General features: G+C 71.6%; 15 protein-coding genes. 9 read left to right on the top strand and 6 right to left on the bottom strand.

Annotated features, from left to right (window positions below):
• The first annotated feature begins 18 nt into the window (after nucleotides 1-18).
• Nucleotides 19-732: a hypothetical protein gene (locus ACFY9E_RS30200; RefSeq protein ID WP_390989254.1), complete on the top strand. Its 714-nt coding sequence runs from the start codon at nucleotides 19-21 to the stop codon at nucleotides 730-732.
• Nucleotides 733-763: 31 nt separating this feature from the next.
• Here ACFY9E_RS30200 and ACFY9E_RS30195 read toward each other — a convergent pair whose 3' ends face one another.
• The 3 genes from ACFY9E_RS30195 to ACFY9E_RS30185 form a co-directional block, all read right to left on the bottom strand.
• Complete coding sequence (locus ACFY9E_RS30195) at nucleotides 764-1951, bottom strand: sulfotransferase (protein WP_390989252.1); 1188 nt, start codon at nucleotides 1949-1951, stop codon at nucleotides 764-766.
• Nucleotides 1952-2061: 110 nt separating this feature from the next.
• Nucleotides 2062-4104: a TIM-barrel domain-containing protein gene (locus ACFY9E_RS30190; protein ID WP_390989251.1), complete on the bottom strand. Its 2043-nt coding sequence runs from the start codon at nucleotides 4102-4104 to the stop codon at nucleotides 2062-2064.
• Nucleotides 4105-4191: 87 nt separating this feature from the next.
• Nucleotides 4192-5205, bottom strand: coding sequence for a substrate-binding domain-containing protein (locus ACFY9E_RS30185; protein ID WP_390989249.1), 1014 nt, complete (start codon nucleotides 5203-5205; stop codon nucleotides 4192-4194).
• 348 nt (nucleotides 5206-5553) lie between these two features.
• Between ACFY9E_RS30185 and ACFY9E_RS30180 the strand changes: the two genes are divergently transcribed.
• The 7 genes from ACFY9E_RS30180 (at nucleotide 5554) to ACFY9E_RS30150 (ending at nucleotide 14962) form a co-directional block, all read left to right on the top strand.
• Nucleotides 5554-7494 (top strand): acyl-CoA dehydrogenase family protein, encoded by a 1941-nt coding sequence (locus tag ACFY9E_RS30180; RefSeq protein ID WP_390989247.1) that lies wholly within the window; start codon nucleotides 5554-5556, stop codon nucleotides 7492-7494.
• Between the two features lie 95 nt (nucleotides 7495-7589).
• Nucleotides 7590-8846, top strand: a complete 1257-nt coding sequence (gene dxr / locus ACFY9E_RS30175) for a 1-deoxy-D-xylulose-5-phosphate reductoisomerase (protein WP_390989245.1) — start codon at nucleotides 7590-7592, stop codon at nucleotides 8844-8846.
• An 8-nt stretch (nucleotides 8847-8854) separates the two neighbouring features.
• Nucleotides 8855-10147 (top strand): site-2 protease family protein, encoded by a 1293-nt coding sequence (locus ACFY9E_RS30170; protein ID WP_390989603.1) that lies wholly within the window; start codon nucleotides 8855-8857, stop codon nucleotides 10145-10147.
• Nucleotides 10148-10315: 168 nt separating this feature from the next.
• Nucleotides 10316-11473, top strand: coding sequence for a flavodoxin-dependent (E)-4-hydroxy-3-methylbut-2-enyl-diphosphate synthase (gene ispG / locus ACFY9E_RS30165; protein WP_352114685.1), 1158 nt, complete (start codon nucleotides 10316-10318; stop codon nucleotides 11471-11473).
• Between the two features lie 182 nt (nucleotides 11474-11655).
• The gene (locus ACFY9E_RS30160; protein WP_390989243.1) at nucleotides 11656-12504 is read left to right on the top strand and encodes a GNAT family N-acetyltransferase; all 849 of its coding nucleotides are present in this window, start codon (nucleotides 11656-11658) and stop codon (nucleotides 12502-12504) included.
• A 118-nt stretch (nucleotides 12505-12622) separates the two neighbouring features.
• Nucleotides 12623-13153: a GNAT family N-acetyltransferase gene (locus ACFY9E_RS30155; RefSeq protein ID WP_390989241.1), complete on the top strand. Its 531-nt coding sequence runs from the start codon at nucleotides 12623-12625 to the stop codon at nucleotides 13151-13153.
• Between the two features lie 108 nt (nucleotides 13154-13261).
• On the top strand, nucleotides 13262-14962 hold the full coding sequence (locus ACFY9E_RS30150) for a proline--tRNA ligase (RefSeq protein ID WP_390989239.1): 1701 nt from the start codon (nucleotides 13262-13264) through the stop codon (nucleotides 14960-14962).
• Nucleotides 14963-15073: 111 nt separating this feature from the next.
• On the opposite strand, the gene ACFY9E_RS30145 is transcribed toward ACFY9E_RS30150, so the two are convergent.
• Genes ACFY9E_RS30145 through ACFY9E_RS30135 form a run of 3 tightly spaced genes read right to left on the bottom strand, consistent with a single transcriptional unit; the run spans nucleotide 15074 to nucleotide 17046 of the window.
• Entirely contained in the window at nucleotides 15074-15973 is a 900-nt protein-coding gene (locus ACFY9E_RS30145; protein ID WP_390989238.1) for an aminoglycoside phosphotransferase family protein, read from the bottom strand.
• A 48-nt stretch (nucleotides 15974-16021) separates the two neighbouring features.
• A complete protein-coding gene (locus ACFY9E_RS30140) occupies nucleotides 16022-16486 on the bottom strand; it encodes a DUF4439 domain-containing protein (RefSeq protein ID WP_390989236.1) in 465 nt (154 codons plus the stop codon).
• Complete coding sequence (locus tag ACFY9E_RS30135) at nucleotides 16483-17046, bottom strand: hypothetical protein (RefSeq protein WP_390989235.1); 564 nt, start codon at nucleotides 17044-17046, stop codon at nucleotides 16483-16485. The genes ACFY9E_RS30140 and ACFY9E_RS30135 overlap by 4 nt, the downstream gene beginning before the upstream one ends.
• 217 nt (nucleotides 17047-17263) lie before the next feature.
• On the opposite strand from ACFY9E_RS30135, the gene rimP reads away from it, so the two are divergent.
• The gene (gene rimP / locus ACFY9E_RS30130) at nucleotides 17264-17761 is read left to right on the top strand and encodes a ribosome maturation factor RimP (protein WP_390989233.1); all 498 of its coding nucleotides are present in this window, start codon (nucleotides 17264-17266) and stop codon (nucleotides 17759-17761) included.
• Nucleotide 17762: the final 1 nt, after the last annotated feature.

The raw sequence follows: 17762 nt of genomic DNA, 5'->3' as shown, positions 1-17762 counted from the left end.
CCCCATGGAAGGGACACCATGGCATCACGCACGCTGAGCAGGGTCACCAAGGCCCTGCTGGCTCCCGCCCTGGCACTCGGCGCCACGGTCGGCCTCGCCTCCGCTCCCGCCTCCGCCGCCGTCTGGAACTCCTGCGACCAGTGGGCCCAGACCAACCTGAACGGCTACACGCTCTACAACAACATCTGGGGCGGCGGCGCCGGCAGCCAGTGCATCTGGGCCAACTCGGGCACCAACTGGGGCGTCTGGGCCAACCACCCCAACACCGGTGGCATCAAGTCCTACCCGAACCAGACGAAGGCGATCAACAAGTCGATCACCTCGCTGGGCTCGCTCTCCAGCAGCTACAACGTCAGCGTCCCGTCGTCCGGCGCGTACAACACGTCGTACGACATCTGGGACACGGACCACGACTACGAGATCATGCTCTGGGTCAACAAGACCGGACCCGTCGGCCCGATCGGCACCTCGCAGGGCAGCGTCAGCCTCGGCGGCCACTCGTGGAACGTCTTCAAGGGCACCAACGGCGCCAACGAGGTGTTCTCGTTCATCCGCACCTCCAACTCCAGCTCCGGCACCGTGAACATCCTGCCGATCCTGAAGTGGATCAAGGACACCAAGAAGTGGATGGGCAACGAGACGATCGGTGACGTCCAGTTCGGTTACGAGGTCACCTCGTCGTCCGGCGGGCTGAACTTCACCACCAACAACCTGACGGTCAGCAGCAGCTGACCGTCGTGCGGGCCGGGGGCCGGCCGCCCCGTCAGGCGCGGTCGACCTCGGCCCGCAGCGCGTTGTACCCGGCGAAGGCCGACTCGACCTCGTCGCGGGTCAGGCCGTAGCGGGACAGGTCATAGGTGTGCTTGCGGGCGCCCCGGGGGCGGGCGACGGCCGCGGGGAGCCGGGCCGCGTCGGCCTCGGTCCACCGGGCGCCGACGGCGGCGTAGAGCTTCGGGGCGCCGGCCGCGGGATCGGAGCCGAGCCAGGAGTACGGGGCGTCCACCAGTTGCTCGGCGGGGATCGCGTCCCGGGCCGCGAGGCCGCGGGTCATGGCACGGCTCAGCAGGCCGAGCCAGGTGGCGCCGATGCCGGTCAGGTCGAGGGGGCGGGTGCTGACGGCCATGCCGTGCTCGATCAGGGAGCAGAAGGACGCCACAACGGTGACCGGGTCGCGGTGGCACCACACGATCGTGGCGTCCGGGAAGACCGTGCGCAGCGCGTCCAGGTTCTCCAGGTGCATGGGGGACTTCAGCATCCAGCGCCGCCGCGGACGGCCGAACTGGAGCACCTGGTAGACCTGCTTGAGGTAGCGGTAGTCGGCGGTGAAGTCCCGCGCGCAGTGCCATCGCCGGTACTCCGGGATACGGGCCTGGGAGAACGGCATCAGGGCGTGCGGCAGGGCGAACGTGCACTCCTCGGGGCCCTCGGCGGCCATCGCGTGGATGTCGCGGAAGCGCGGCGCGAACAGGTCCGTGCCCTGCACCATCCGGCGTCCGGCCGTGATCGCCCTGCGTCGCTGCCGCGGCGGTAACTCCAGGTCGGGCGCCAGCAGTTCCCACAGCAGGGGACATCGGTGCCCGTCCGATATCGACAGCACCGAGTGCGTGACGGTGGTCGCGGTGCGGGGCAGCCCCACGACGAACACCGGCTTGTCGATCGGCTCCCGCTCGATCTCCGGGTGCTCGGCGATCAGCCGCCGCACCCGCGCCCGGTTGGCGAGATGCCGCCGCACGTGGCCCTGCGCGGCCTGCCAGCCGACCGGGGTGAGGTGCTCGGCCTTCGCCCACCAGCCCAGCAGGGCCCGGAAGTCGTCGACGAACTCCCGGTCTCCCGGCGCCTCACCGGCCTCCACCACGATGCGGTCGAAGATCCGGCCGGGGTTCCGGCGGGAGCCGAAGGAGGGCCGCAGCGCCAGGTTGGCGAGGGTGAGGGCGAGCGGAGTCGAGGGCACGCGGGAAACCTACCTTCTGGAACTTCGTTGCGCTGGAGGGAAGTTGGCCGTACGAGCGCAAGGGGGTGGCCGGAAGACCTCCATCGATCCGGCCACCCCCTTCGACGCGGCTACTCCGCTACAGGCAGCCGCGCCCCGTCCCGCAGGAACAGCGGGATGCGGTCCAGCGGGGCGTCGACCGTCACGGCCCGGCCGCCCTCGTACGTCTCACCCGTCCACGCGTCCGTCCAGCCGGCCCCGGCCGGCAGGTACGCCGTACGGGCGGTGGCGCCGGCCGTCAGCACCGGGGCCACCAGCAGGTCCGGGCCGAACAGGTAGGAGTCGTCGACCGACCAGGTGGCCGGGTCGTCCGGGAACTCCAGGAACAGCGGCCGCATCACCGGCAGACCCTCCTCGTGGGCCGCCCGCATGACGTCCAGCACATACGGCTTCAGCCGTTCGCGCAGCCGCAGGTACCGCTCCAGGATCGCCCCGGCCTCCTCGCCGTACGACCACACCTCGTTGGGGCCGCCGGTCATCTCCGGGCCCAGCGGCATGCCCGGGTCGCGGAAGCCGTGCAGGCGCATCAGCGGGGACAGCGCGCCGAACTGGAACCAGCGGACCATCACCTCCCGGTAGGCCGGGTCGTCCGGGTCGCCGCCGTGGAAGCCGCCGATGTCGGTGTTCCACCACGGGATGCCCGACAGGGCCGTGTTGAGGCCGGCCGCGATCTGGCGGCGCAGGGTCGGGAAGTCCGTGCCGATGTCACCGGACCACAGGGCGGCACCGTAGCGCTGACTGCCCGCCCACGCCGAGCGGTTGAGGGTGACGATCTCCTCCTCGCCGGTGGCGAGCAGGCCCTCGTAGAACGTGCGGGCGTTCTCCGCCGGGTAGGCGTTGCCGACCTCCAGGCCCGGACCCGCCCAGTAGCGCAGGTTCTCCTGGAAACCGGGCTTCAGCTCCGGCTCGCAGGCGTCCAGCCAGAACGCCGTGATGCCGTACGGGTCGAGGTAGTTCTCCTTCACCTTCGACCACACGAAGTCCCGGGCCTCCGGGTTGGTGGCGTCGTAGAAGGCCACCTGGACCGTGGAGGCGACCTCCTTGTCGGGCCAGTCGGCGTGCGCCATCGGCCCGTACTGGGTGCCGATGAACCAGCCGCGCTGCTCCAGGACCGGGTGGTTCTCGCTCAGCGGCGACACCGACGGCCACACGCTCACCACCAGCTTGATGCCGAGCTCCTCCAGCTCGCGCACCATCGCCGCCGGGTCCGGCCACTCCTTCGGGTCGAACTTCCAGTCGCCCAGGTGCGTCCAGTGGAAGAAGTCGCAGACGATCGCCGAGATGGGCAGGCCGCGGCGCTTGTACTCCCGGGCCACCTCCATCAGCTCGTCCTGGGTGCGGTAGCGCAGTTTGCACTGCCAGAAACCCGCCGCCCACTCCGGCAGCATGGGGCTGCGGCCGGTCACCGCGCTGTAGCGGCGCTGGCCGCCGGCCGGATCGCCCGCCGTGATCCAGTAGTCGATCTGCCGGGCCGAGTCGGCGACCCACCGGGTGCCGTTGTGCGCCAGCTCCACGCGGCCGATCGCCGGGTTGTTCCACAGCAGGGTGTAGCCGCGGCTGGAGGTCAGCACCGGGATGCCGACCTCGGCGTTGCGCTGGATCAGGTCCAGGACCAGGCCCTTCTGGTCCAGCCGCCCGTGCTGGTGCTGGCCGAGGCCGTACAGCTTCTCGTCGTCGTAGGCGGCGAAGCGCTGCTCCAGGCGGTGGTGGCCGTTGCCGACGGCCGTGTAGAGGCGGGAGCCGGGCCACCAGAAGTGGGCGCGGTCCTCGGCGAGGATCTCGGCGGAGTCCTCCGTCCGCAGGAACCGGATCAGGCCCTCTGCGCTCACCTCGACGGTGAGCGCGCCGACGGTCAGCAGTCCCCGGCCGTCCTCGATCTTCACCGAGGCCGGCGTCGCGGGAGCCTCGTCGAGCAGGGCGCCCGGGAGTCCTTCGAGGACCGGGCCGCCGAGCCGGGCCCGCACCCGGACGGCGTCCGGGCCCCACGGCTCGATCCGGAGGGTCTCCTGGCGGCCGCTCCACTCCAGAGCGCCGTCCCGCTCGCGGAAGGTGCCGACGGTGGGGGAGGACTGCGCCAGGCTCACCTGGGGCTGGGTTTCGGCATGCTGATTCACGCGTGCTCCTGTGCTCCTGGAGGAGTGCAGACATGGGGGTGCCCCGAGAGGAGGGCGGTGTTGACGACGGTCGGGGAGAAGGGGCGCTTACGACCGGCTCGGCGCCGGCCCCGTGCTCCCTCGTACCGTCAGCTCGGGCGCGATCAGCACGACCTCGTCGCTGCCGCGCCCCTCGAGCTTGGCGACCAGGTGCTCCACGGCGTGCCGGCCCATCTCCTGGGCGGGGATGGCGACCGACGTGAGCCGCACCGAGGCCTGCGTCGCGACCTGGTCGGGGCAGATCGCGACCACCGACACGTCCTCGGGCACGGCCCGGCCCTGCTGCCGCAGCAGTGCGAGCAGCGGCTCGACCGCCGACTCGTTCTGCACGATGAGCCCCGAGGTGTCCGGGCGTTCGTCGAGGATCCGGGCGAGTGTGGTGGCCATCGCGTCGTACCCGCCCTCGCACGGCCGGTGCAGCAGGCGCACGCCCAGCTCCCGGGAACGCGACCTGAGTCCGTCGAGGGTGCGTTCGGCGAAGCCGGTGTGCCGCTCGTAGACGGCCGGGGCCTCCCCGATGACAGCGATGTCCTGGTGCCCCTGTTTGGCCAGGTGCTCCACGCACAGCGCGCCGGTCGCCCTGAAGTCGAGATCGACGCAGGTCAGGCCGGAGGTGTCGGCGGGCAGTCCGATCAGCACGGAGGGCTGGTCCGTCGCGCGCAGCAGCGGCAGCCGCTCGTCGTCGAGTTCGACGTCCATCAGGATCATGCCGTCGGCGAGCCCGCTGCCCGCCACCCGGCGTACCGCGTCGGGGCCCTCCTCGCCGGTGAGCAGCAGCACGTCGTACCCGTGGGCTCGGGCGGAGGTCGCCACGGCGATGGCGATCTCCATCATCACGGGCACGTACATGTCCGTGCGCAGCGGGACCATCAGCGCGATGATGTTCGACTTGCTGCTGGCCAGGGCGCGGGCCCCGGCGTTCGGGTGGTACCCGAGCTCGCGGATGCTCCGCTCGACCCGCTGCCGGGTGTTCGCGGAGATGGACCGCTTGCCGCTGAGGACATAGCTCACCGTGCTCGCCGAGACTCCGGCGTGCTGGGCGACCTCGGCGAGGGTGACCATCCAGCTCTCCAAGCTCTTGTGAAGCGCTTCGACAGTGCGCGTTGCTGATATGTGTGGGTGGGGGTGGTCCGACAGTAGCCCCAGCACGGGTGGGTGTCCATAGGTTGTCGAAGCGCTTCGATGCAGATTTCCCGGAGCGCTCTCAGGCCCGGAAACCGCCACCGGGACGACACCTCGATGCAACACCGTCGTCAGGCCCGCGACAAGGGGCGCGAGCACTCCGCCCCCTTCGGCTGAACGGACGCGCGAAGACTGGTGGGAGCGTCCGGATTCGGGTACCAACGATCCAGTAGCACTGGTCGGTAACGAAACGGTCCTCCATCTTCTAGTTGCGGCGAGGTGCCCCTCATGTCCGCTTCCACCACTCCCTCTTCCCGTCCCGCCGTCACCGAGCGGGAGGCCCGCGAGGTGGCGGAGGCCGCCCGGGAACAGCACTGGCGCAAGCCCAGCTTCGCCAAGGAGCTGTTCCTCGGCCGCTTCCGGCTGGACCTCATCCACCCCCACCCCCTGCCGGACGACGAGGCGGCCCAGCGCGGCGAGGAGTTCCTCGCCAAGCTCCGCGACTTCGTCGAGACGAAGATCGACGGGGCCCTGATCGAGCGCGAGGCCAGGATCCCCGACGAGGTGATCGACGGGCTGAAGGAGCTCGGCGCCTTCGGCATGAAGATCGACACCAAGTACGGCGGACTCGGCCTCGGACAGGTCTACTACAACAAGGCGCTCTCCCTGGCCGGCTCCGCGAGCCCCGCGATCGGCGTGCTGCTCTCCGCGCACCAGTCGATCGGCGTGCCCCAGCCCCTGAAACTGTTCGGCACCCAGGAGCAGCGGGAGCGCTTCCTGCCGCGCTGCGCCCGCACGGACATCAGCGCCTTCCTGCTCACCGAGCCCGACGTCGGCTCCGACCCGGCCCGCCTCGCCACCACCGCCGTGCCCGACGGCGACGACTACGTCCTCGACGGCGTGAAGCTGTGGACCACCAACGGCGTCGTCGCCGACCTCCTGGTCGTCATGGCCCGGGTCCCGAGGAGCGAGGGCCACCGCGGCGGCATCACCGCTTTCGTCGTGGAGACGAACTCGCCGGGCGTCACCGTCGAGAACCGCAACGCGTTCATGGGCCTGCGCGGCATCGAGAACGGCGTCACCCGCTTCCACCAGGTCCGCGTCCCCGCGGCCAACCGCGTCGGCGAGGAGGGCCAGGGCCTGAAGATCGCCCTGACGACCCTCAACACCGGGCGGCTCTCCCTGCCCGCGTCCTGCGTCGCGGCCGGCAAGTGGTGCCTGAAGATCGCCCGGGAGTGGTCGGCGGCCCGCGAGCAGTGGGGCAAGCCCGTCGCACACCACGAGGCGGTCGGCTCCAAGATCTCCTTCATCGCGGCCACCACCTTCGCCCTGGAGGCCGTGACGGACCTGGCCTCGCAGATGGCCGACGAGGACCGCAACGACATCCGCATCGAAGGCGCCCTCGCCAAGCTGTACGCCTCCGAGATGGCCTGGACGATGGCCGACGACCTCGTCCAGATCCGCGGCGGCCGGGGCTTCGAGACGGCCGACTCCCTGCGCGCCCGAGGCGAGCGCGGCGTCCCCGCCGAGCAGGTCCTGCGCGACCTGCGCATCAACCGCATCTTCGAGGGCTCCACCGAGATCATGCACCTGCTGATCGCGCGCGAGGCCGTCGACGCCCACCTCTCGGTCGCCGGCGACCTGATCGACCCCGAGAAGTCCCTCGGCGACAAGGCCAGGGCGGGCGCGAACGCGGGCGTCTTCTACGCCAAGTGGCTGCCGAAGCTGGTCGCCGGACCGGGCCAGCTGCCGGCCTCCTACGGCGAGTTCAAACACGAGGTGGACCTCTCCGGCCACCTGCGCTACGTCGAGCGCACCGCCCGCAAGCTGGCCCGCTCCACCTTCTACGCCATGTCCCGCTGGCAGGGCCGGATGGAGTCCAAGCAGGGCTTCCTCGGCCGGATCGTCGACATCGGCGCCGAGCTGTTCGCCATGAGCGCCTCCTGCGTCCGGGCCGAGCTCCTGCGCGGCCAGGGCGACCACGGCCGTGAGGCCTACCAGCTCGCCGACGTCTTCTGCCGCCAGGCCAGGATCCGCATCGAGGAGCTCTTCACCCGCCTGTGGACCAACACCGACGACCTCGACCGCAAGGTCGTCAAGGGCGTCCTGTCCGGCACCTACGAGTGGCTGGAGCAGGGCATCGTCGACCCGTCGGGCGAAGGCCCCTGGATCGCGGACGCGACACCGGGACCGTCGCAGAAGGAGAACGTCCACCGGCCGATCCGCTAGCCCGGCCCTCCTGGGGGCGCGAATCGCTGCGGCGCGCGCCCCCAGGAAGGGGATGCGCTGTCCTCACACACCGGCCTTACGGCAACAATGGAGCAATGAGCGACAGTCCAGCCCCCCTCGCCGACCCGCACCGCGTCCACGACCCCGTAGCGGGAGACGGCCCCAAGGACGTGGTGATCCTCGGCTCCACCGGGTCCATCGGCACCCAGGCCATCGACCTCGTGCTGCGCAACCCCGACCGGTTCCGCGTCACCGGCCTCTCGGCGAACGGCGGCCGGGTCGCCCTCCTCGCCGAGCAGGCGTACCGGCTGCGGGTGCGGACGGTCGCCGTGGCCCGCGAGGACGTCGTACCGGCCCTGCGCGAGGCGCTCACCGCGCAGTACGGCACGAGCGAGCCGCTCCCCGAGCTCCTCGCCGGCCCGGACGCGGCCACCCGGCTGGCGGCATCCGACTGTCACACCGTCCTGAACGGCATCACCGGCTCCATCGGCCTCGCCCCGACCCTGGCCGCCCTGGAAGCGGGCCGCACCCTCGCGCTCGCCAACAAGGAGTCGCTCATCGTGGGCGGCCCGCTGGTCAAGGCCCTCGCCAAGCCCGGTCAGATCATCCCCGTCGACTCCGAGCACGCCGCGCTCTTCCAGGCCCTGGCCGCGGGCACCCGCGCCGACGTCCGCAAGCTGGTGGTCACCGCCTCCGGCGGCCCCTTCCGCGGCCGTACGAAGGCCGAGCTCGCGGGCGTCACCGTCGAGGACGCCCTCGCCCACCCCACCTGGGCCATGGGCCCGGTCATCACGATCAACTCCGCGACCCTCGTCAACAAGGGCCTGGAGGTCATCGAGGCGCACCTCCTCTACGACATTCCCTTCGACCGCATTGAGGTCGTCGTGCATCCCCAGTCGTATGTCCACTCGATGGTTGAGTTCACGGATGGATCGACACTGGCCCAGGCGACCCCGCCCGACATGCGCGGGCCCATCGCCATCGGCCTCGGCTGGCCCGAGCGCGTCCCCGACGCGGCGCCCACCTTCGACTGGAGCAAGGCCTCGACCTGGGAGTTCTTCCCGCTCGACAACGAGGCCTTCCCCGCGGTGAACCTCGCCCGGCACGTGGGCGAGCTCGCGGGCACCGCCCCGGCGGTGTTCAATGCGGCCAACGAGGAGTGCGTGGAGGCGTTCCGCCAGGGCGCACTGCCCTTCAACGGGATCATGGAGACCGTCACCCGGGTCGTCGAGGAGCACGGCACCCCGCGTACGGGAACCTCGCTCACCGTGTCGGACGTCCTCGAAGCGGAGACCTGGGCGCGGACCCGGGCCCGGGAACTGGCGGCACAGACGGCGGAGGCCCGTGCATGACAACCCTGATGTTCATCCTCGGCATAGTCGTCTTCGCGGTCGGCCTGCTGTTCTCGATCGCGTGGCACGAGCTGGGGCACCTGTCCACCGCCAAGCTCTTCGGCATCCGCGTGCCGCAGTACATGGTCGGGTTCGGTCCCACGATCTTCTCGCGCGACAGAGGCGAGACGGAGTACGGCATCAAGGCCATCCCGTTCGGCGGCTACATCCGCATGATCGGCATGTTCCCGCCCGGCCCGGACGGCCGCATGGAAGCCCGCTCCACCTCCCCGTGGCGCGGCATGATCGAGGACGCCCGCACCGCCGCCTACGAGGAGCTCAAGCCGGGCGACGAGAGCCGCATGTTCTACACGCGCGCCCCCTGGAAGCGCGTGATCGTGATGTTCGCGGGCCCCTTCATGAACCTGGTCCTGGCGGTGGCGCTGTTCCTCACCGTCCTGATGGGCTTCGGCATCACCCAGCAGACCACCACGGTCAGCTCGGTCTCCCAGTGCGTCATCGCGCAGAACGAGAACCGCGACAAGTGCGAGAAGGGCGACCCGGCCGCCCCCGCCGCCGCGGCGGGCCTCAAGGCGGGCGACAAGATCGTCTCCTTCGACGGGGTGAAGACCGACGACTGGAACAAGCTGTCCGACCTGATCCGCGCCACCCCCGGCAAGGAGGTGCCGATCGTCGTCGACCGCAAGGGCCAGGACGTCACCCTGCACGCGAAGATCGCCACCAACCAGGTCGCCAAGAAGGACGCGAGCGGCCAGATCGTCGAGGGCCAGTACGTCCAGGCCGGCTTCCTCGGCTTCAGCGCCGCCACGGGCGTGGTCAAGCAGGACTTCGGCGACTCCGTGACCTGGATGGGCGACCGGATCGGTGAGGCCGTCGACTCCCTCGCCGCCCTGCCCGGCAAGATCCCGGCCCTGTGGAACGCGGCCTTCGACGGCGCCGAGCGCGAGGCCGACTCCCCGATGGGCGTGGTCGGCGCGGCCCGCGTCGGCGGCGAGATCTTCACGCTCGACATCCCGCCCACCCAGCAGCTGGCCATGGCCCTGATGCTGGTCGCCGGCTTCAACCTCTCCCTGTTCCTGTTCAACATGCTCCCGCTGCTGCCGCTCGACGGCGGTCACATCGCGGGCGCCCTGTGGGAGTCGCTGCGCCGCAACATCGCCAAGGTGCTGCGCCGTCCGGACCCGGGCCCCTTCGACGTGGCGAAGCTCATGCCGGTCGCCTACGTCGTCGCCGGGATCTTCATCTGCTTCACGATCCTGGTCCTGATCGCCGACGTGGTGAACCCGGTGAGAATCTCCTAGTCATACGGAGTTCACGGCGGCCCGGCAGGCTTTGTGCCGGGCCGCCTCCCATCGAGTGGCAACGCGGGTGGGATGTGCCCGCGCCCGGGCCGGTGCCGTAATCTCGAAGCTCGGAGCCCGCTGCTCACGGGACCGGACCTTGATCCACGACTTGGGGTTGCACAGCAGATGACTGCGATTTCTCTCGGCATGCCGTCCGTTCCGACCAAGCTCGCCGAGCGCCGGAAGAGCCGCCAGATCCAGGTCGGGTCCGTGGCCGTCGGCGGGGACGCCCCGGTCTCGGTACAGTCGATGACCACGACGCGCACGTCGGACATCGGCGCGACCCTCCAGCAGATCGCCGAACTCACCGCCTCCGGCTGCCAGATCGTCCGTGTCGCCTGCCCGACCCAGGACGACGCCGACGCCCTCGCGACCATCGCCCGCAAGTCGCAGATCCCCGTCATCGCCGACATCCACTTCCAGCCGAAGTACGTGTTCGCCGCGATCGAGGCGGGCTGCGCGGCGGTCCGCGTCAACCCGGGCAACATCAAGCAGTTCGACGACAAGGTCAAGGAGATCGCCAAGGCGGCCCGGGACCACGGCACCCCGATCCGCATCGGCGTCAACGCCGGCTCCCTCGACCGGCGCCTGCTCCAGAAGTACGGCAAGGCGACCCCCGAGGCCCTGGTCGAGTCGGCCCTGTGGGAGGCGTCCCTCTTCGAGGAGCACGACTTCCGCGACATCAAGATCTCCGTCAAGCACAACGACCCGGTCATCATGATCGAGGCGTACAAGCAGCTCGCCGCCCAGTGCGACTACCCGTTGCACCTCGGCGTCACGGAGGCCGGTCCCGCCTTCCAGGGCACGATCAAGTCGGCGGTCGCCTTCGGCGCCCTCCTCTCCCAGGGCATCGGCGACACGATCCGGGTGTCGTTGAGCGCGCCGCCCGCCGAGGAGGTCAAGGTCGGCATCCAGATCCTGGAGTCCCTGAACCTCAAGGAGCGCGGCCTGGAGATCGTCTCCTGCCCGTCCTGCGGCCGGGCCCAGGTCGACGTCTACAAGCTGGCCGAAGAGGTCACCGCCGGCCTCACCGGCATGGAGGTCCCGCTCCGCGTCGCCGTCATGGGCTGCGTGGTGAACGGCCCCGGCGAGGCCCGCGAGGCCGACCTCGGCGTCGCCTCCGGCAACGGCAAGGGCCAGATCTTCGTCAAGGGCGAGGTCATCAAGACCGTCCCCGAGTCCAAGATCGTGGAGACCCTCATCGAAGAGGCCATGAAGCTGGCCGAGCAGATGGAGAAGGACGGCGTGACCTCGGGCGAGCCGTCGGTGGCGGTCGCGGGCTGAGCCTCCTCGGACCGGCGGTGGCCCCGCGCCCTGTCTTCGACGGGCGCGGGGAACTGCGCGCCCGGCCACGGACGCCCCGCAGCCGCCCACAAAGCAGTACCCCCGAGCTCCCAGGCGCCCCGCCCAAGCAGCGCAGCTATAGTGCGGGGATCAGCCGACCCCAGTGTGTGAGGCCCCCGCACGTGTTGACCCAGACGACCTCACGGGTCCTCGAACCGAGCGACCTGGACGCCGCGCTCGCCGTCCTCGACCGCGAGCCGGTCGCGAACGCCTTCGTGACGTCCCGCGTGCAGATCGCCGGACTCGACCCGTGGCGGCTCGGCGGCGAGATGTGGGGCTGGTACGAGGACGGCAATCTCACATCCCTCTGCTACGCCGGAGCCAACCTCGTCCCCATCTGCGCCGGCCCGCGCGCCGTCCGCGCCTTCGCCGACCGCGCCCGCCGCGCCGGGCGCCGCTGCTCCTCCATCGTCGGCCCCTCCGGCGCGACCTCCGACCTGTGGCGGCTGCTGGAACCCCAGTGGGGCCCGGCCCGCGAGGTCCGCCGCCACCAGCCGCTCATGGTCACCGACCACCTCCCGGCCGACGTCACCCCGGACCCCTACGTCCGCCGCGTCCGCAAGGACGAGATGGAGACGATCATGCCGGCGTGCGTCGCGATGTTCACCGAGGAGGTCGGCGTCTCCCCGCTGGCCGGCGACGGCGGCCTGCTCTACCAGGCCCGCGTCGCCGAACTCGTCGGCTCCGGCCGCGCCTTCGCCCGCTTCGACTCGGACGGCAAGGTCGTCTTCAAGGCCGAGATCGGCGCGGCGACCGACCGCGCCTGCCAGATCCAGGGCGTGTGGGTGGCCCCCGAATACCGGGGCACCGGCCTGGCGGCCCCCGGCATGGCGGCCGTACTGCGCTACGCCCTGGCCGACGTCGCCCCCGTCGTCAGCCTCTACGTCAACGACTTCAACACGGCGGCGCGCAGGACGTACCGCAGGGTGGGCTTCGAAGAAGTCGGCGCCTTCATGAGCGTCCTCTTCTAGGGCCCGGGCGCGAACCGGCCTCCCGGGGGCGCGGGAGGTGATGTGCGACTCGGCGTGCGAGCAACCACATCGACCAGCACCCGGACGACAACGGAAACCCCCCTGTAGGCTCCCCGCCATGGACCTGGTGATCGGCCCCCTCGACCTCTCCGCCCACGTAGACGAGGCCCTGGCCGTCCAGGCCGTGGCCTTCGGGCTCGGCCCCGACGAAGTCGCCGTCCGCCGCCAGATCGTCCTCCGCCACATCACCTACCCCGGCGCCCGCGCCCTCGGCGCCACCGCCGGCGGCGACCTGGTCGGGTTCGTCTACGGCATGCCCAACGACCGCACCCACTGGTGGTCCACCGTCGTGGAGCCCTACCTGCGCGACCGGCACAACGACCACTGGCTCGACGACTCCTTCGTGATCACCGAACTGCACGTCCACCCCGCGTACCAGAACCGCGGCCTCGGACGCTCCCTGATCACCACGATCACCGACAGCGCCGCCGAACCCCGCTCGATCCTCTCCGCGATCGACACCGACAGCCCCGCCCGCGCCCTCTACCGCTCCCTCGGCTACCAGGACCTGGCCCGCCAGGTCCTCTTCCCCAGCGCGCCGAAGCCGTACGCCGTGATGGGCGCCCCGCTGCCCCTGCGCCGCGGATAACCGATTTCCACCGCCGCGCACCCCCCGGCTAACCTCCTGCCATCACCTTCCCCCGCTCCCGGCTCCGCCCGAGAGCGGAGGACCCCCAGCAGCAGGAGCAGAGGAACCATGGCGAACGTACCGGTCCAGCGCATGTCCCAGTTGTTGGCGAAGACGTTGCGCGACGACCCGGCCGACGCCGAGGTCCTCAGCCACAAGCTCCTCGTCCGCGCCGGCTACGTGCGCCGCACCGCCGCCGGCATCTGGAGCTGGCTGCCCCTCGGCAAGAAGGTGCTGGCCAACGTCGAGCGGATCGTCCGTGAGGAGATGGACGCCGTCGGCGCCCAGGAGGTCCTGCTCCCCGCCATCCTGCCGCGCGAGCCCTACGAGGCCACCGGCCGCTGGGAGGAGTACGGCCCCGAGCTGTTCCGTCTCCAGGACCGCAAGGGCGGCGACTACCTCCTCGGCCCCACCCACGAGGAGATCTTCACCCTCCTGGTGAAGGACCAGGCGTCCTCCTACAAGGACCTGCCGGTCATCCTCTACCAGATCCAGAACAAGTACCGCGACGAGGCCCGCCCCCGCGCCGGCATCCTGCGCGGCCGCGAGTTCCTGATGAAGGACTCCTACTCCTTCGACACCGAGGACGAGGGCCTCGCCAAGTCGTACGCCCTGCACCGCGAGGCCTACCAGAAGATCTTCGCGCGCCTCGGCCTCGACTACCGCATCTGCGCCGCCACCGCCGGCGCGATGGGCGGCTCCAAGTCCGAGGAGTTCCTCGCCCCCGCCGAGGCCGGCGAGGACACCTTCGCCGACTGCCCGAACTGCGACTTCGCCGCCAACACCGAGGCGATCACCTACGAGTTGAAGCCCGTCGACGGCTCGGGCGTCCCGGCCGCCGAGGACATCCCGACCCCCGACACCCCGACCATCGAGACCCTCGCCGCCTCCCTCGGCGTCCCCGCCTCGGCCACGCTGAAGAACCTCCTCGTGAAGGTCGACGGCGAGATCGTCGCCGTCGGTGTCCCCGGGGACCGCGAGGTCGACATGGACAAGGTCGAGGCGCACTTCGCCCCGGCCACCGTCGAACTGGTCACCGAGACGGACTTCGCCGCCCGCCCCGACCTGGTCCGCGGCTACGTCGGGCCGCGCGGCCTGGACAAGGTCACCTACATCGCCGACCCGCGGGTGGCGCCGGGCACGGCCTGGATCACCGGTGCCAACAAGGCCGGCACGCACACCAAGAACGTCGTCGCGGGCCGTGACTTCGAGGTCGACCGTTACGTCGACGTCGTGGTCGTGCAGGAGGGCGACCCCTGCCCGAAGTGCGGCACGGGCCTCGTCCTCGACCGCGCCATCGAGATCGGCCACATCTTCCAGCTGGGCCGCAAGTACGCCGACGCCCTCAAGCTCGACGTCCTCGGCCAGAACGGCAAGCCGGTCCGCGTCACCATGGGCTCCTACGGCATCGGCGTCTCCCGCGCGGTGGCCGCCCTGGCCGAGCAGAGCGCCGACGACAAGGGCCTGTGCTGGCCCAAGGAGGTCGCCCCGGCCGATGTCCACGTGGTCGCCGCCGGCAAGGCCCTGCAGACCGAGCTGGCCCTCGACATCTCCGGGAAACTGGCCGCCGCCGGAGTCCGCGTCCTGGTCGACGACCGCCCCGGCGTCTCCCCGGGCGTCAAGTTCACGGACTCCGAGCTGATCGGCGTACCGCAGATCCTGGTGGCCGGCCGGCGCGCCGCCGACGGCGTGGTGGAACTGAAGGACCGCCGCACCGGCGAGCGCGAGGAACTCACGGTCGAGGAGGCCGTCGCCCGCCTCACGGCGTAGCACTGACGGCGCCGGGCGGGCCGACCTGTCCCGTCCGCCCGGCGCTTCAGGGCACGGGCGGAACCGGCGGCCCGGGGGCACGGCCCCCGGCCCCTCGACATCACCGGCGCCCTACAGCCACCCGGCGAACTCCAGCAGCAGCTCCGCGTCCCGGGGCCGCCCCACCCGGCCCGCCCGCACCCCGGACTCCACGGCCCGGAACAGCGTCCAGCCCCGCAGCCGGCCCTGGTCCACGTCCAGGGACTCGGCCAGCCGCTTCACCCGCCGCCGGGTCGTGGCCGCGCCGGACGGCTGGGCGATCAGGTCCTCCACCCGGTCCCGGACCAGCCGGGCCAGATCGAACGCGCACTCGCCGACCACCGGGTCCGGCCCGACGGCCAGCCACGGCATCCGCTCCCCGGCGAGCACCTTGCTCTGCCGGAAGGTGCCGTGCAGCAGCCGGTGTTCGGGCGGCGCGGCCAGCAACTCCTCGCGCGCCGCGAGCGCCAGGTCGACCAGCGGGGCCACCTCGGGATCGGCCTGCGCCCGGGCCCGCATCGCCTCGGCCTGCCGCCCGGTCCGTTCGGCCACGGTCTCGAAGGGGAAGCCGGCGGGCGGCTCCACCCACAGCCGCCGCAGCGTCCCAGCCGCCTCCAGCAGCGCCTTCGCCTCCGGCAGCGACCGCACCGACACGTCCGGATGCAGCCGCTCCAGCAGCAGGACGCCCTCGGTCGAGAAGGGTTCCAGCAGTTGTACGGCGCCCCGCCCGGCCCAGTGCGCGAGCGCGGCCCGCTCGGCCTCCGGACGGGCCCGGCCCGGCGCCAGCTTCAGCACGGCGGGCGTCCCGTCGGCCGCCCGCACCAGCACCACCAGACTGCTGCGCCCGCCGGGCACCTGCACCCGCTCCACGGTCAACTCGCGCAGCGCGACGGCCTGCTGCGCCGCCACGGGCAGCTTCTCCAGCCAGTCGTCACCGTCCGGCGCCGTCTCACCGAGTGCCCTGACCAGGCGCTCAGGCGGTTCGAAAACCATGCGCGAGTCGTTCCCTTCGTGCTGTCCGCGGTGCGTGCCCTGAGCGGGTCACGCCGTCGGCGCCGCCGAGGGCGGGGCCGTGCCGGCCCGCTCGGCGAGCCCAGGGAAGGCTACGCTCCCGCCGCGCCAGCGCACCGCCCGCACCGCCGCCTCCCGCAGCGCCTCGGCGGCCAGGGCGCGCCGTCCGCCGCCCGCCGCGCGCACCAGGTCGGCGTACACCCCGGCCACCCGGTCCTCCAGCTCGGCGGCGAACCGCACGGCCGCCGCCGCGTCCGGCACCGCGAACGGCAGCGCGTACCCGGCGGACGCGGCCACCGGCCGGCCCCCCAGGTCCTTCACCTCGCGCACCAGCGCATCGCGGCGCGCCCGGTGCGCGTCGTACGCCGTGAGTGCCTCGGCGCGCTGCCCGTCGCCGATCTTCCCGCCGACGACGCCGTACCCGTACACCGCCGCGTGCTCGGCCGCCAGTGCCGCCTGCAGGGCCCTGAGTTCCCGGTCCTTCGCCTCGCTCACGCGTCCCCCTCCGTCAGCAGATACACGTGCGCCGCCCCGGCCGCCGCCACCGACGCCAGCAGCCGCGCCAGCTCACCGGGCACCCCGCCCAGCGCCTTGGCCCGCCGGTCCGCGAGCTCCCGCTCCGCGGCGGCGAGCCCGGCGAGGGCGTCCTTGTCGTTCCCCGGCACAGCCGCGGACGGGGCGGACGACACCGAAGCGGACGCCGACGGAGAGGCAGGAGGGGACACCGATGCGGATGCCGCAGGAGAGGCCGGGGGCGAGGACGTCCGGCCCCCGCCGAACGCCTGCGCGTGCCGCACCACCTCCTCGCGCAGCGGTCGCAGCCGCCCCGCGAGCCCGGGCCGGGCGGCGATCACCGCGTCGTACCGCTCCACCAGCCCCTCGCTGTCCCGGGCCGCACGCGCGCGTGCCCGGTCGGCGGCCGACGGGCCGTCGCCGGCCGGCCCGCCGGAGTCCCCGCCGGTGCAGCCCGACAGGGCGTAAGCCGCCGGGGCGACGGCGAGCAGACTCCTTCTGCGCGGCCCCGAGCGGGCACGCGGCGATGGGGGGAACGGCACGTCAGACGTCCTCGGGGGCTCGTTTCGAGAAACATTCGAGAAAGAAGGGACGGCAAGGGCTGCACGCCCGTGATCACGGTACCCGGGCCCCCGCCCGGCATCACTCAGCGGCACCGTTCGTGACCGGGTGGACGGCAACACTCCCCGCGACCGGATACCCTTTGACCAGACACGCGCCCCATCCCACAACAGCACACGCGGCCGAGGAGTCACCCGGATGAGCACCACCCAGAGCGAGAGGCTGCGAGGACTGCTGGAGCCGCTCGTCACCTCTCAGGGCCTGGACCTCGAAGAGATCGAAGTGGACTCCGTCGGACGCAAGCGTGTGCTGCGGGTCGTCGTCGACTCGGACACGGGCGCCGATCTGGACCAGATCGCCGATGTGAGCCGCGCGCTCTCGGCGAAGCTCGACGAGACGAACGCGATGGGCGAGGGCGAGTACACCCTCGAGGTCGGCACCCCGGGCGCGGAGCGCCTGCTCACGGAACACCGGCACTACGTCCGCGCCACGGACCGGCTGGTGAAGTTCCAGCTGGCCGAGGGCGGCGAACTGGTCGCCAGGATCCTGAAGGTCGACGACGAGGGTGTCGACACCGAGGTGCCCGGGGTGAAGGGCCGCAAGGCCACCGCGCGCAGACTCGTCTTCGACGACATCGTCCGGGCGCGTGTCCAGGTCGAGTTCAGCCGCAAGGACAAGAAGGAAGAGGAGGCGTAGC

This window comes from Streptomyces sp. NPDC012466 (genome assembly GCF_042955215.1).
GTDB lineage: Bacteria > Actinomycetota > Actinomycetes > Streptomycetales > Streptomycetaceae > Streptomyces.
The sequence above is the reverse complement of the archived record's forward strand: the minus strand, read 5'-3'. Positions and strand labels throughout refer to the sequence as shown.